General features: G+C 70.4%; 15 protein-coding genes and 2 pseudogenes. 9 read left to right on the top strand and 8 right to left on the bottom strand.

Annotated features, from left to right (window positions below):
* Positions 1–56 precede the first annotated feature (56 nt).
* Both ACIP94_RS30040 and ACIP94_RS30035 read left to right on the top strand, forming a co-directional pair.
* Positions 57–407 carry an ArsR/SmtB family transcription factor gene (locus ACIP94_RS30040; protein ID WP_402432474.1) on the top strand — a complete coding sequence of 117 codons (351 nt, stop codon included), beginning with the start codon at positions 57–59 and terminating at the stop codon, positions 405–407.
* 9 nt (positions 408–416) lie between these two features.
* Positions 417–581 carry a hypothetical protein gene (locus ACIP94_RS30035; protein WP_402432471.1) on the top strand — a complete coding sequence of 55 codons (165 nt, stop codon included), beginning with the start codon at positions 417–419 and terminating at the stop codon, positions 579–581.
* 3 nt (positions 582–584) lie between these two features.
* On the opposite strand, the gene ACIP94_RS30030 is transcribed toward ACIP94_RS30035, so the two are convergent.
* Positions 585–2,660 carry a putative Ig domain-containing protein gene (locus ACIP94_RS30030; protein WP_402432468.1) on the bottom strand — a complete coding sequence of 692 codons (2,076 nt, stop codon included), beginning with the start codon at positions 2,658–2,660 and terminating at the stop codon, positions 585–587.
* Between the two features lie 495 nt (positions 2,661–3,155).
* On the opposite strand from ACIP94_RS30030, the gene ACIP94_RS30025 reads away from it, so the two are divergent.
* From ACIP94_RS30025 to ACIP94_RS30010, 4 genes are all read left to right on the top strand, one after another.
* A complete protein-coding gene (locus ACIP94_RS30025; RefSeq protein ID WP_402432645.1) occupies positions 3,156–4,625 on the top strand; it encodes a Y4yA family PLP-dependent enzyme in 1,470 nt (489 codons plus the stop codon).
* Positions 4,622–5,959: a pyridoxal-phosphate dependent enzyme gene (locus tag ACIP94_RS30020; protein WP_402432465.1), complete on the top strand. Its 1,338-nt coding sequence runs from the start codon at positions 4,622–4,624 to the stop codon at positions 5,957–5,959. Before ACIP94_RS30025 ends, ACIP94_RS30020 begins: the two co-directional genes overlap by 4 nt.
* A gap of 59 nt (positions 5,960–6,018) precedes the next feature.
* Positions 6,019–7,185 carry an aminotransferase class V-fold PLP-dependent enzyme gene (locus ACIP94_RS30015; RefSeq protein WP_402432642.1) on the top strand — a complete coding sequence of 389 codons (1,167 nt, stop codon included), beginning with the start codon at positions 6,019–6,021 and terminating at the stop codon, positions 7,183–7,185.
* A gap of 83 nt (positions 7,186–7,268) precedes the next feature.
* Positions 7,269–8,033 (top strand): class I SAM-dependent methyltransferase, encoded by a 765-nt coding sequence (locus tag ACIP94_RS30010; protein WP_402432462.1) that lies wholly within the window; start codon positions 7,269–7,271, stop codon positions 8,031–8,033.
* An 86-nt stretch (positions 8,034–8,119) separates the two neighbouring features.
* On the opposite strand, the gene ACIP94_RS30005 is transcribed toward ACIP94_RS30010, so the two are convergent.
* The 4 genes and pseudogenes from ACIP94_RS30005 to rpmG form a co-directional block, all read right to left on the bottom strand.
* Complete coding sequence (locus ACIP94_RS30005) at positions 8,120–8,680, bottom strand: GNAT family N-acetyltransferase (RefSeq protein ID WP_402432459.1); 561 nt, start codon at positions 8,678–8,680, stop codon at positions 8,120–8,122.
* A 140-nt stretch (positions 8,681–8,820) separates the two neighbouring features.
* Positions 8,821–9,018, bottom strand: a pseudogene (locus ACIP94_RS30000) (cobalamin biosynthesis protein CobW); the annotation flags it as partial.
* Entirely contained in the window at positions 9,018–9,272 is a 255-nt protein-coding gene (locus ACIP94_RS29995; RefSeq protein ID WP_402432456.1) for a type B 50S ribosomal protein L31, read from the bottom strand. The pseudogene ACIP94_RS30000 and the gene ACIP94_RS29995, both read right to left, overlap by 1 nt.
* Positions 9,273–9,305: 33 nt before the next feature.
* Positions 9,306–9,470, bottom strand: a complete 165-nt coding sequence (rpmG, locus tag ACIP94_RS29990; protein WP_402432453.1) for a 50S ribosomal protein L33 — start codon at positions 9,468–9,470, stop codon at positions 9,306–9,308.
* Between the two features lie 67 nt (positions 9,471–9,537).
* On the opposite strand from rpmG, the gene rpmB reads away from it, so the two are divergent.
* From rpmB to ACIP94_RS29975, 3 genes are all read left to right on the top strand, one after another.
* A complete protein-coding gene (rpmB, locus tag ACIP94_RS29985) occupies positions 9,538–9,774 on the top strand; it encodes a 50S ribosomal protein L28 (protein WP_402432450.1) in 237 nt (78 codons plus the stop codon).
* Entirely contained in the window at positions 9,774–10,079 is a 306-nt protein-coding gene (gene rpsN / locus ACIP94_RS29980; protein WP_402432447.1) for a 30S ribosomal protein S14, read from the top strand. The genes rpmB and rpsN overlap by 1 nt, the downstream gene beginning before the upstream one ends.
* A gap of 184 nt (positions 10,080–10,263) precedes the next feature.
* Entirely contained in the window at positions 10,264–10,641 is a 378-nt protein-coding gene (locus ACIP94_RS29975) for a hypothetical protein (protein WP_402432443.1), read from the top strand.
* Between the two features lie 542 nt (positions 10,642–11,183).
* On the opposite strand, the pseudogene ACIP94_RS29970 reads toward ACIP94_RS29975, so the two are convergent.
* The 3 genes and pseudogenes from ACIP94_RS29970 to ACIP94_RS29960 all read right to left on the bottom strand — a co-directional run.
* Positions 11,184–11,465, bottom strand: a pseudogene (locus tag ACIP94_RS29970) (GTP-binding protein); the annotation flags it as partial.
* Positions 11,466–11,471: 6 nt separating this feature from the next.
* Entirely contained in the window at positions 11,472–11,642 is a 171-nt protein-coding gene (gene rpmF, locus ACIP94_RS29965; RefSeq protein WP_402432440.1) for a 50S ribosomal protein L32, read from the bottom strand.
* A gap of 229 nt (positions 11,643–11,871) precedes the next feature.
* Positions 11,872–12,324, bottom strand: a complete 453-nt coding sequence (locus ACIP94_RS29960; protein WP_402432437.1) for a Fur family transcriptional regulator — start codon at positions 12,322–12,324, stop codon at positions 11,872–11,874.
* Positions 12,325–12,330 lie beyond the last annotated feature (6 nt).

The following is a 12,330-nucleotide window of genomic DNA, read 5'->3' as shown; positions in this document are numbered from 1 at the left end:
GGCTGCATATCTGATCAGGTGTGGAGGCGGGCGAGGACGGCTGCGATGATGAGTCCATGCATCTCGTCCCCGCGGAACGCGCCGGGCAGCGGACCATCGACGGCCACAGGGTCTGCGACGCCATCGCCGCCGTCGGTGAGCCCGAACGCGTACGAGCCTGGGCCGACCGCTTCTCCTTGCTCTCCGATCCCGGACGCCTGTCCTTGCTGCTCGCCCTCCACGAGGCGGGCCCCATCGCCGTCTCCGACCTCGCCGTGGCCACCGGGATGCGGGACACCGCCGTCTCCCAGGCGCTGCGTCTGCTGCGGACCGCCGGCATCGTCGAGGGCGAGAAGGACGGCCGGATCGTGCGCTACCGACTCGTCGACGGTCCGGTTTCCGCGCTGCTGCGCCACTGCACTCCCTAGGGCGCAGGCGTGGGAACGGCTGCCGCGGACTCGTCGGCGACGGCCCGCACCGCTGCGGGCGACAAGGGCTGCGACTACGACCGGTTGCGCCGCTGGTCACGCGGATGCGCCCCCAACGGGTGTGTCCCGCACGCGGACGGCTTCCGCGTGCGGGACCGGGTGCTCGGATCGTGAGGATCAGCTGGTCGTCAGGGCGGTGTCGTCCACGACGAAGCTGGTCTGCAGCGAGGAGTCCTCCACGCCGTTGAACTTCAGGGTGACCGTCGAGCCCGCGAACGAGGACAGGTCGAAGGTCTTCTGCGCGTACCCGGAGGCCTTGTTGAGGTTCGAGTAGGTCGCCAGGGTGGTCGAACCGGCGGTCACCGTCAGCTTGTCGTACGCGGTGCTGGTGGTGGTCTCGGCGGTGTCGATGTGCAGGTAGAAGGTGAGCGTGGCCTTGCAGCCGGCCGGGATCGTCACCGACTGGGACAGGGTGTCGGTGTGCGAGGAGCCGTAGCCGTCGAGCCATGCCTTGTAGGAGCCGCTGTGGGCCGCCTCACCGGAGTCGTTGGTGATGACGCCGCTGGTCGCGCTCCAGCCGGTGCTGCCGGACTCGAAGCCCGGGTTGGCCAGCAGCTGGGAGGAGGTGCAGCCGCCGCCACCGCCGGAGCCGACGGTCCAGGTGAAGGAGGTCGAGCCGGAGGCGCCGGTGGAGTCGGTCGCGGTGACCGTGACCTGGTAGGTGCCCGCGGTGGAGGCCGTGCCGGAGATCAGGCCGGTGGAGCTGTTGATGGACAGGCCGGTGGGCAGGCCGCTCGCGCTGTAGGTGAGGGCCGCGCCGGCGCTGTCGGTGGCGTGGATCTGCAGGCTGACCGAGCTCCCGGTGGTGGTGGACTGGCTGCCGGGGCTGGTGACGGTCACCGTGTTGCCGCCACCGCCGCCGCCGGAGGTGAAGGCGGCGGTGCCGTTGGGGGTGCCCCAGCCGGTCGGGCCGTCGTAGCCGGTGCCGGCGGTGCAGAAGTACGACGGGGAGCAGGAGCCGTTGTTGCCGCTGGTCACGTCGTACAGGTTGCCGGTGTGGGAGTACGGGTACTTCGCCGGGTAGTCGCTCGCGCCCGGGGTGCCCGCGAGGGCGTAGACCGAGGCGATGATCGGCGAGGAGGCGCTGGTGCCGCCGTAGACCGCCCAGCCGGAGCCCCCGTAGGTGTCGTAGACCGCCACGCCGGTGGCGGGGTCTGCGACGGCGGAGACGTCGGCCTCCATGCGCTTGGAGCAGCCGGTGTCGGTCTGCCAGCTCGGCTTCGGGTCGTAGGCGGAGCAGCCGGAGCCGGTGCCCTCGGTGGAGTTGGTGTGCCAGACGGACTCGCTCCAGCCGCGGGAGTTGGAGGCGGTGGTGAGCGCGGTGCCGCCGACGGCGGTCACGTACTGGGAGGTCGCCGGGTACTCGGCGCCGTAGGCGGAGTCGCCCGAGGAGACGGTGATCGCGACGCCCGGGTGCTTGAAGTACGAGGTGTCCTCGCTGGTCTGGGAGGAGGACTCGGAGCCGCCCCAGCTGTTGGAGACGAACTTGGCGCCGAGTGTGACGGCCTCGTTCTCGGCGGTGCCGAGGTCGGAGTCGGTCGCGGAGTTGGCCTCGACCAGGATGATGTTGCAGTTGGGGCAGACCGCGCTGACCATGTCGATGTCGAGCATCTCTTCGCCGGCCCAGCCGCTGTCGTTGGTCGGCAGCTGGGTGGTGGAGCCGGTCTGGCTGACCTGCTTGAAGCAGCCGTTGGCCTTGGTGCAGGCGGACAGGCCGAACTGCGACCGGTAGGTGGCCAGGTCCGACTCGGCGTTGGGGTCGTTGTAGGCGTCCACGATGCCGACCGTCATGCCCGAACCGGCCGTGGTGGGCAGGTTGTAGGCGCTGTGCAGGTTGGCCGGGGAGAGGCCGGAGGGCGCGGCGGCGGCGACCGCCGAGGCCAGGCGCTGCTTGATGTCGGTGCGGCGCTGGGCGAAGCAGGACGCGTGGCCCGGCTGGGCGGTGGCGCACAGGTGCTGGGTGGGCACCTTCTGTCCCGCCCTGCCGGTGGAGTGGTAGGTCTGCCGGCTCGGGTCGGTCAGCGCCTTGGCGTTCTGGGTGGTCTTGGAGAGGTGCGGCTGCGCTGTGGCGGGCTGGGCCCCGGCCGAAGGTGCCGCGTAGAACCCGGCGACGGCGAGGGAGAGGGCCGGGAAGGCGACGGCGACGAGTCTTCGCAGACTGCGTCTTTGGTTGCTCGGGCGTGACTCACGCATGGGGTGCTGCCTCCATCGGGAAGTGGGGTTTCTCGCTCTGGGTGGGCAGGCCCGTGACGTGCACAGCGGCGTCGTGCAGTCATGGACATGACATGCTGATTGCGTGAATGTGCATGACAGAACGTGAGAGGAAGGTAACTCCGCCTCATTGCGGCCGACAGTGTGCGAAGGGATTCTTTACCCCCTCATAGGTCTTCGGCGGGAAGTCGGAGAGCCCGCCGAACGCTGGGCACCGGCTTCCAGGACGCACGGGGCATGCGCGCCGCTCAAGCCGACGTTCTCCATGCGCCGCTCGCGCCCGACCCGCACGATCGAGCCGCGCTGGACCGCAGGAGGCGCACACTCAACGGCCTCGGCTGCGCGGCCGTTCGGGGCTTAATGGCCGTTGTAGGTGGAAATGAATACGTCCGGACGGCTGACGGGGCCCGGTCGGCCGGTGCGGAGGGGGAAGGGAAGGTGCCTGCCGTGGGTGTGCCCTTGTATCTGCGACCACGACTGGAGCCACCGCTCAGTTCACTGCTGGCCGACGCACCGTTCCTGCACTCCCTCGTCGACGCACTCGGCTCTCCGCTCAATGTGCTGCTGCCGGAGCGGATCGCCGAGAACGCCGGCCGCTTCCGTGCCGTCTACCGCGACCACCACCTGGCCGGCCGGGTGTACTACGCCCACAAGGCGAACCGGTCCAGCGCCCTCGTACGGCGGCTGGCCGCCGCGGACCCGGCCGGAGTGGGCGTCGATGTCGCCTCGCTGGGGGAGCTGCGGCATGTTCTGGGGTCCGGCGTCACACCCGACCGCATCATGGCCACCGGGCCGAAGGACCCGGAGTTCCTGTGGCTGGCCGCCCGCGTCGGGGCGACGGTGAACCTCGACTCGCGCGGCGAGCTGGACCAACTGGCCGACGTGGTGCGGAAGCACGACCTCCCCCGCGTCGACGTTCTGCTGCGGCTCTCGGCGTTCGATTCGGTCGATGACTCGCAACCCGCGGGTGTGCGGATGCTGTCGCGGCGCAGCCGCTTCGGTTCCCCGGTGGGAGAGCTCGACGAGCTGCTGTCGGCAGTCGAACGGCACCGTGACGCCGTCGAGCTGACCGGTGTCGCCTACCACCTGGACACGACCGCCTTGGCGGAGAAGGTCCCTGCCCTGGAACGCTGTGTGACGGTCATGGACGAGTGCCGCGCCCGGGGCCTGGCACCGCGCGTCATCGACATCGGCGGGGGCTTCGGTGTCGGCTACGTCGACGACGCCGGTCAGTGGGAGCGGTACACCACCGCACTGACCGAGGCGGTGCTCGGCACCCGCCCGCCCCTGACCTGGCGCGGGCACGGCTACGGGCTGCGCAACGAGGGCGGTACGGTGCGGGGGGCCGCCGCCCTCTACCCGGCGTACCGCCCCACCGCCGGGCCCGGCTACCTCGACGAGTTGCTCTCGCTGCCCACGCCCATCCTGGGCCGACCGCCCGCCACTCTGCTCCTGGAGCACCTCTACGACCTGTACGTCGAACCGGGCCGGGCCCTCGTCGACCAGTGCGGGCTCTCGCTGGCGCGGGTCTTGGACGTACGGCGCATCGGTGAGGGGGCCGGGGAGTATCTGGTGCGGCTCGGGATGAACGCCGGGGATGTGAGCCTGGAGGAACACGGCGTACTCGTCGACCCCGTACTGCTCCCGCGTACCGGAGCGGGAGGGGAGGGCGAGGAGGGGCCGGTGGGGGTCCACCTCGTCGGCAATCTCTGCCTGGAGGCCGACCTGATCACGCGCCGCACGGTCTTCCTGCCCCGCCTGCCCCGTGCCGGCGACCTGCTGGCGTTCGCCAACACGGCGGGCTACGCCATGGACTTCCACGCCCACCATGCCCAACGGCAGCCGGTGGCCCGCACGGTGGCCGTCGTAAGAGAAGGAGGCTCCTGGCGCTGGTGCCTGGATGAGGAGTACTGGCCGATCACACATCCCGGGGGGCAAGGGGCATGAGGTACGACAGCATCACCGAGGCCATCGGCAACACGCCGCTGGTACGCATCGATCCGGCCGTCCACGGCCTGCGCCACATCGACCTGTACGCGAAGCTGGAGATGCTCAACCCCTTCGGCTCGGTCAAGGACCGGCCCGCCTGGAACATGGCGCGCCCGCTGCTCGAGGCCGCGTCCGAGGGTGGTGAGACGGTCGTGGAACTCTCCAGCGGCAACACGGCCAAGGCCCTCGCTCTGCTGGCCGGTATGCACGGGCTGCGGTTCAAGAGCGTCACCAACCGCATGCGGGTGCCGGAGGTCAAGGAACTGCTTCTGCTGCTCGGCGCCGAGATCGAGGAACTGCCCGGGCAGAGCGAGTGTCTCGACCCCACCGACACGGACGATCCACTGACCCGTTTCCACCAGGCGCTCTCGGAACCGGGCAGTGCGTACGTGCACACCGACCAGTATTTCAACCCGCGCAACACCGAGGCGCACGCGGCGGGAACCGGGCCGGAGATCGTCAAGGACCTCGACGGGCGGGCGCCGGACTGGTTCATCGCCTGCGTGGGTACGGCCGGTTCGTCGACCGGTGTGGCCAGGGTGCTGCGCGAGCACGACCCCGAGGTGCGCGTCCTCGGCCTGGTCGCCCACAAGTCGGACTTCATACCCGGCATCCGCACCATCGACGAGGTGCGTCAGGTCGGACTGTTCGACCCGGCGACGTACGACACGATCGAGTCGGTGACCTCCGAGGAGGCCATCGACGGCATGCTGACCCTCATCCGCCGGTGCGGTCTGCTGTCGGGACCGACCGGAGGCGCCGCGTACGAGGGCGCGGTGCGTCATCTGCGCGCCGTCGACGCGGAGTTGTCCGAGTCGGACCAGCGCCGGACGGCGGTCTTCATCGTCTGTGACCGTGCCGAGAGCTATCTCAGCTACGTACGGCAGCGTCGGCCCGAACTCCTGGGCGGTCCGCGCCGCGGGCGCTTCGCCGCGACTCTCACCGAAGCCGAGATACAAGCCGAGGCCAAGACCGTCGGCACCGACGACGCCCGGCGGTGGATCGCGGACGGTGAGCCGCGCCCGCTCGTCGTGGACCTGCGGGGCCCGCACGCCTACGCCGCGCTGCACATCGAGGGATCGGTCAACATCGTCGACGAGCTCTTCGACGAACTCGTCCGCACCGGACTGCCCTTCAGCAAGCGGCAGCCGGTGCTGCTCGCCTGCCCGGTCGGTGAGAAGTCCGCCCGGTACGCGGCGCTGCTGACCCGCATGGGTCACCCCGACGTGCGCAGTCTGGCCGGCGGCATCGTCGCCTGGCGGGACGCGGGCGCGCCGCTGGTCCGGGAGTGAGCGTGGTGCACCCCGTCCACGGGGAGGACTGGACCGAGGCGGCCGCCTGGCAGCGGGAGATGCGGGAGGAGTTCCCCATCATCACCGCCCACCCCGAGCTGGCCTACCTCGACAGCGCGGCCACCTCCCAGAAGCCCCGGGCCGTGCTGGACGCCGTACACGCCTATCTCACGACGGCCAACGCCAATGCGGGACGGGGTACTTACCCGTGGGCCAACCGGACGACGGAGCTGGTGGAACGGACCCGACGGCGGGTCAAGGAGTTCCTGGGCGACCCCGATCCCCGGCGATCGGACGTCCACTTCACCGGCGGCACCACCGAGGGACTGCGTGCCATCGCCCGAGACTGGCTCACCACCCATCTCACCGACGGCGACGAGATCCTCGTCCCGTTCGCCGACCACCGGGCGAACCTGGATCCCTGGCTGGAGGCCCAGCGGCTGCTGGCCGACCGGGGAGTCCGCGTCCAGGTGCGGGCACTGCCGTACCAGGCCGAGTCGGGCGACTACGACCACCGGACCTTCGACCGGGTCGTCGGCCCGCGCACCCGTTTCGTCGCTGCCACGCACGTCCATCACGTGTACGGCGGCGACATGAACGTGCACCGCATCCGCGAGGCCGTGGGCCCGGACGTGCCGATCTGCCTGGACGCCGCCCAGAGCATCGGCCACCTGCCGGTCCGTGTCGACGAGTCCGCGCTCGACGTGGACTTCGTGGTCTTCTCCGGGCACAAGGCCCTGGCGCTGCCAGGCTCCGGGGCGGTCTGGGCGCGTAACGCACGCGGCCCGGCCTTCCGGCCCGGTGGCTGGCAGGGCACCCCCAACACCGTGGGCATCGCCTCGCTGGAGGCCGCGCTCGACTGGCTGGACGCGGTCGGCACGGACCGGATCGCACACTGGACGGCCGCCCTCACCTCCCGGCTGACCGACGGGCTACGACACCTGACCTCGTACGAGATCCTGGGCTGCCAATCCAGCCTGGCCGCCGGCTCCTTGGTTCCCGCCGCACAACGGCGCCACGGCATCGTCACCTTCCGGCACGGCGACATTCCCTCCGACGACCTCGGCTTCGTCCTGTTCAGCCACGGTTTCATGGTCCGGGCGGACAGCCTCTGCCAGGCCGGGGCGGACGAGAAGAAGGACGGTTCCGTACGGGTCAGCCTGCACGTGTACAACACCGTCGACGAAATCGACCGCCTGCTGGCCGCACTCACCTCGCTCGGGTGAATCCGCGATGAAAACCGTTTCCAGCGCCTGTACATTCGGCAGTGTCGGCGACAGGTGTCAGATGGAAGAGGTGGCGCGACCCTATGGGCGTGAGCATGGAGACGGCCAAGGAGTGGGTGGAGCGCTGGGAACTCCAACAGCAGCGTTACGCCGTCGACCGTGAGGAGCGGTTCACCGTGATCGCCGATGTGGTCGAACACGTCACAGCCGGCCGCACCAGGCCGCTGCTCCTGGACCTGGGGTGCGGGCCCGGTTCCCTGGCGGCCAGGCTCGCCGGGCGTCTGCCGGACGCGGAGATCGTCGCCGTCGACATGGACCCTCTCCTCCTGGAACTGGGCCGCACCCACCACGCGGACGCCGCCCGCTACGTGGACGCCGTGATCGGTGACGACGGCTGGATCGACGCCCTGCGACTGGACCGCCCGCTGGACGCGGCCGTCTCCACAACGGCCCTCCACTACCTCCCGGAGCCGACGCTCCTGGACACCTACCGGCACTTGGCGGCACTTCTCCGACCGGGCGGTGCCCTGGTCAACGGGGACCACTTCCCCCAGAGCGCCCCACGGTGTTCGGAACTCACCGTCCACGTGGGCCGCCGCCGGGCCGAGCGAGCCGGGAGCCACGTCCATGAGGACTGGCAGTCCTGGTGGAGCAGGGCGGCGCAGGACCCCGAGCTCGTCGACCTGTTCAGCCGGCGCGAGCAGCGCCTGACCGTGCGGGGTGGAAGCGCGGGCGAGCACCTGACCGCGGCCCGCCACGCTGAACTGCTGCGTCGGGCGGGCTTTCACCATGTCACCTCGGTCTGGCAGTTCGGCGACAGCCAGGTCCTCGTGGCGGTCAAGGGCTGAATCACCTGCGTGTCTCAGCCCGCTGTCGCGATGGACGGTCCGGCCCGTCGGCCGGGACGGTCCGCCCGGCCCAGCCGGGCGACTGTTCAGAGGGCGAGGCTCATCAGGATCTCGTCCCGGTCGTCGCCGGGGGCCACCCGGAGCGCTCCCGGCCAACGGCCGACCTCGACCCAGCCCAGCTTGCGGTAGAACTCCTCCAGCCCCAGGCCGGCCCTGACGCCGAGCCCCAGCCGTTCCAGGCCCATCTCGTCGCGGGCGACGTCGCGGACGCGGTGCATGAGCGCGGCGCCGATGCCCCGCCCGCGGAACCGGGGGTGTGTCTGGACGTGGTTCACCACGCCGCAGTGCGCGACGAGCGGGTGCGGATCCCGGCGAAGGATCAGCCAGCCGGCCAGTTCACCTTCGACGGTGGCCACGAGCATCCTGCATCGCTGCGGGTCGAGTCCGTCGACGATCTGGTCCAGCACGGGCCCGACCTGCCGCGCGGTCACCGGCGGCAGCGGAAATCCGTACGGGATCACCGCCCCGCCGGCGTTGCTCACCGCCACCCAGCAGTCGACCAGGTCCCGCCTGAGGCCGGAACTGACCTCGCCGGGACGGGTGATCCGGGTGAGCCTCGGTGCTGTTGCCGCCTCCTGCGCTGTCATGACGACGTCGAGCCTCCAGATTCGGCGTTTCTCATAGGGGTCCTCAGGCCGCTGTCGTGGATCGCGCGCGGTGAAGGCACCGAGAGCCGGATCCACTGCGTCTCCCTGCGGAGTGGGGAAGGTACCCACGCCTTGTGCTGCGGTGCCTCGCCCGACGCCAGGACGCCGGACGTGTCGCGGAGGAGCCGCCGTACGGTTCCCTCCTCCGCGGTCGCCAGATCGTGGTGGAGGGCGATGCTCCCCGGCACCGCCTTCAGCAGTCGGTCGACGACCCGGGTGCGGGCGTCCGCGTGCAGGCCGCCGACGATGACGACCGGCAGTCGGCCTTCCTGACGCATCAGCGGCCTCCGGATCGACCGTAGCGGCGCTCGAAGCGCTCCACGCGGCCCGCGGTGTCGAGGACACGGGCGGTACCGGTGTAGAAGGGGTGACTCGCCGAGGAGATCTCGACGTCCACGACGGGATAGGTGTTGCCGTCCTCCCAGTCGATGCGCTTGTCGCTGGTGAGCGTCGAACGGGTCAGGAAGGCGAAGTCGGCGGCCTTGTCGCGGAAGACGACGGGACCGTAGGCGGGGTGGATGCCGGGCTTCATGGCGTGCTCCCTTGAGCGGTGGGGGGGGTCGGGTCAGCGTTCTTCGCGGAAGTCGACGTGCCGGCCGGCGAGCGGGTCGTACTTGCGCAGGACCAGGCGGTCGGGGTTGTTGCGGCGGTTCTTGCGGGTCACGTAGGTGTAGCCGGTCCCCGCGGTGGAGCGGAGCTTGATGACCGGGCGGAGTTCGTTGCGAGCCATAGGCGCTACTATATGGGAACGATTTCCATTACCGATAACCCTCCCCATGTGAGAGGCAGGTCATCCTGTGTCCGCCCACTGCCAACTGACCGGCGCCCAGCCGGGATTCGGCAACCGCATCTCCCACTCGCACCGGCGCACCTCCCGCCGCTTCAACCCGAACATCCAGCACAAGCGGTACTGGCTGCCCAGCGAGTCCCGGTACGTCCGGCTGACGCTGAGCGCCCGCGGAATCAAGACCGTCGACACCATCGGCGTAGAAGCGGCTGTCTCCCGCATCCGCGCCAGGGGAGGGAAGGTCTGATGGCCAAGCGGAGCAAGATCGCCAAGAACGAGAAGCGCAAGGCCGTCGTCGAGCGGTACGCCGCCCGCCGCGCAGAACTCAAGGAGATCATCCGGCGTCCGTCCTCGACGGACGCCGAGCGCGGTGCCGCGATCGCCGAACTGCGCCGGCAGCCGCGCGACGCCAGCGCCACCCGCGTCCGCAACCGTGACAGCGTCGACGGCCGCCCTCGGGGCCATCTGCGCACGTTCGGACTCTCCCGTGTCCGGGTCAGGGAGCAGGCGCACGCGGGTTTCCTGCCCGGCGTCACGAAGTCGTCCTGGTGACGGCGGTTCCTCCGCGCTGACGGAGGGGCGCCGGGGGCACGTCTCACCTCGAGCCGTGCCCCCGCCCACGGCGGCATGACCACGCCCGAAGAGCCCCGCGTGTTCGTCATCGCCGTCTGTGCGTATGCGAGAGATGAGGCCGAAGTGGAAGCCGTCCACCGCGAAATCCGGCAGGAGTGCACGCATGAGTGACGCCGCACGCAACCGTCCGGGTCGTCCCTTCACACTTGTCGTCTGCGCCTCGTGTGAGGCCGCCACCGATCAGGTGACGGATGAGCTGCGCCGGGTGGTGCGAGACAGCTCCCACGGGGTCATGATCTCCACAGGATGCCTGCGGAAGGTCCTCGACTGCGCGGGCCGACGCGGTCTGCACGCTGTCGCACAGCCGTGCACGGCGGATCGCAGCCCCACCGGAACCGCCGTGCGTCTGGGCCCGCTCGTCACCGTGGCCGACGCCGCGGCGGTCGGAGCGTGGCTGCGGGCCGGAATGCCGGACGACGGCACACTGCCCGACAGGCTGCGGTCGGCGCCCGCCTCGCGGCATGACACCCGCCTGGACTGAGGGTGAGCGGTGCGAGTAAGGGTCTGTTGAGCGTGATGACCGGCAACACCCCCGCCGTTCGCGGCGCCGTGGTCGGTCAGTTGCCGGGGCTTGCTCCAGGTTCCATGGTCCTCGCGGTGTCTATCCGGGCTCGCGTGGGGTGTGAGGGCAGGAGGACGAGGAAGTACGGGCCGTCGGCCTGGGCGGCCCCCACGTCGGCCCAAACGCCTCGTCGGTCACCCGACGGCCGAAGAGACCGGTATGCCGAACCGCACCCGTCAGGGCGGGTGTTCTGTCCCCCGAGGTGCGGACGGGTGAGCCGCGTCCCGGTTGGGGGATCGTGGACGGGTGAGGGCCTCCGTGCCCAGGTGTACGCCGTGCCGGGTGATGCCGGCCTCCCGGATCGAGGTCCGTACCGGGCCGGGCGGTGCCGTGGCTGCGACCACCGCCCGGCCCGGGGTCCTCAGGTCCCTGCCACGAGCGCGGGCTGCTCGTGTTCGCAGGTGTCACCGATGCCGTAAGTGTCCCAGGCGGGGAACGGGTCGGCCGCGAACCGGCCCTCGCCGTCCGTCACACGGCAGTCGGTCAGGGCCGTTCGCAAGGCGTCCGCGTGCAGGTGAGTCCCGATGAAGGCCAGTTCCTGACCGCCGGGGCTCTCCGATGCGTGACAGGGCGGCCTCGCCGCCGCGCACCAGAGCGGCGTCGATGTTGACCTCGCTCATGTCGTTGACGATGACCGCGACGCGCAGTCCCTCGCGGTTGCCGAGGACGTGGTCGAGGAGCGTGGTCTTGCCCGCGCCGAGAAATCCGGACAGGACGGTGACGGGCAGTCGGTCGTGAGGCATGAACAATCAGTCCCCAGGACGCAGCAGTCCGCGCTCGTATGCCTTCACCAGCCGCTGCGGCACCGGGTACGAGACTCCGTCGACAGTGATCGGCACGAGCGTGGGCGTGGTCGCCTTCCACTGGGCGCGGCGGTGGCGGGTGTTGCTGCGGGACATCTTCCGTTTGGGTACGGCCATGGGGTCCTCCTGGATCGATGGGATGTCCAAGCTACATGAAAATGAATCCCATTACTAATGGGAGGTGTGCCGCCCGTCGACGCGAGGAAGGGTCTGCTCCCGGGGGCCTGCGTGATCCGCCCGCACCGAGACCCGGCCCGCGGCCCACGCTCACAGCCCCCCGTTTCGTCGACTGCCTGGAACAGCGCGGCCATGCCGACGGCCCGTCAGGCGGTGCTCGCGTTCGTCCTCACCGGGTCGCCCCATGTGGTGGACCGCAGTCCGGGCACACTCCGGAAAGCTCCACCGTGTGACGGACGTTCGCGAACCCGGACATCCGTGCGATCGTGTCCGCCCAGACCTCCACCGGGCCGGAGTCGACGGGACGACTGAGGCCGCATTCCGTGCAGATGAGGTAGTGGCGGTGCTCGCGGCCGGGTCGGTAGCGGAAGAGGCGCTCCCCGCCTGTGTCGCGGACCATGTCGGCTCGGCCGGCGGCGGCCAGGGCGGTGAGGGTGCGGTAGACCGTGGACTTGCCGACCGGTGAGCCGTCCGCGGCGAGCCGGTTGTGGAGCGCCTGGGCGCCGACGAAGCCCTCCGTCCGGATCAGCGCCTCGACGACCGTGGTGCGTTGCTGGGTGTGCCGGCCGATCAGCGTGACGTCGGCCAAGGGTGTGGTGGCCGGCTGTCGGTTGCGTTCCATCGGGTC

It is taken from the genome of Streptomyces sp. NPDC093261 (assembly GCF_044753645.1).
Taxonomy (GTDB): domain Bacteria; phylum Actinomycetota; class Actinomycetes; order Streptomycetales; family Streptomycetaceae; genus Streptomyces.
Note: the sequence above shows the minus strand (reverse complement) of the source record. Positions and strands in the feature narration are given on the sequence as shown.

What these genes read in the sequence shown, in the direction of transcription:
- ACIP94_RS30020 (WP_402432465.1), top strand. Translation starts at nt 4,622, where the DNA reads ATGAGGTACGACAGCATCACCGAGGCCATCGGCAACACGCCGCTGGTA.
- ACIP94_RS30030 (WP_402432468.1), bottom strand. Translation starts at nt 2,660, where the DNA reads ATGCGTGAGTCACGCCCGAGCAACCAAAGACGCAGTCTGCGAAGACTC.
- ACIP94_RS29995 (WP_402432456.1), bottom strand. Translation starts at nt 9,272, where the DNA reads ATGAAGCCCGGCATCCACCCCGCCTACGGTCCCGTCGTCTTCCGCGAC.
- ACIP94_RS30005 (WP_402432459.1), bottom strand. Translation starts at nt 8,680, where the DNA reads ATGACAGCGCAGGAGGCGGCAACAGCACCGAGGCTCACCCGGATCACC.
- ACIP94_RS29975 (WP_402432443.1), top strand. Translation starts at nt 10,264, where the DNA reads ATGAGTGACGCCGCACGCAACCGTCCGGGTCGTCCCTTCACACTTGTC.
- ACIP94_RS29960 (WP_402432437.1), bottom strand. Translation starts at nt 12,324, where the DNA reads ATGGAACGCAACCGACAGCCGGCCACCACACCCTTGGCCGACGTCACG.
- ACIP94_RS30040 (WP_402432474.1), top strand. Translation starts at nt 57, where the DNA reads ATGCATCTCGTCCCCGCGGAACGCGCCGGGCAGCGGACCATCGACGGC.
- ACIP94_RS30010 (WP_402432462.1), top strand. Translation starts at nt 7,269, where the DNA reads ATGGGCGTGAGCATGGAGACGGCCAAGGAGTGGGTGGAGCGCTGGGAA.
- ACIP94_RS30015 (WP_402432642.1), top strand. Translation starts at nt 6,019, where the DNA reads ATGCGGGAGGAGTTCCCCATCATCACCGCCCACCCCGAGCTGGCCTAC.
- rpsN (WP_402432447.1), top strand. Translation starts at nt 9,774, where the DNA reads ATGGCCAAGCGGAGCAAGATCGCCAAGAACGAGAAGCGCAAGGCCGTC.
- rpmG (WP_402432453.1), bottom strand. Translation starts at nt 9,470, where the DNA reads ATGGCTCGCAACGAACTCCGCCCGGTCATCAAGCTCCGCTCCACCGCG.
- rpmF (WP_402432440.1), bottom strand. Translation starts at nt 11,642, where the DNA reads ATGGCCGTACCCAAACGGAAGATGTCCCGCAGCAACACCCGCCACCGC.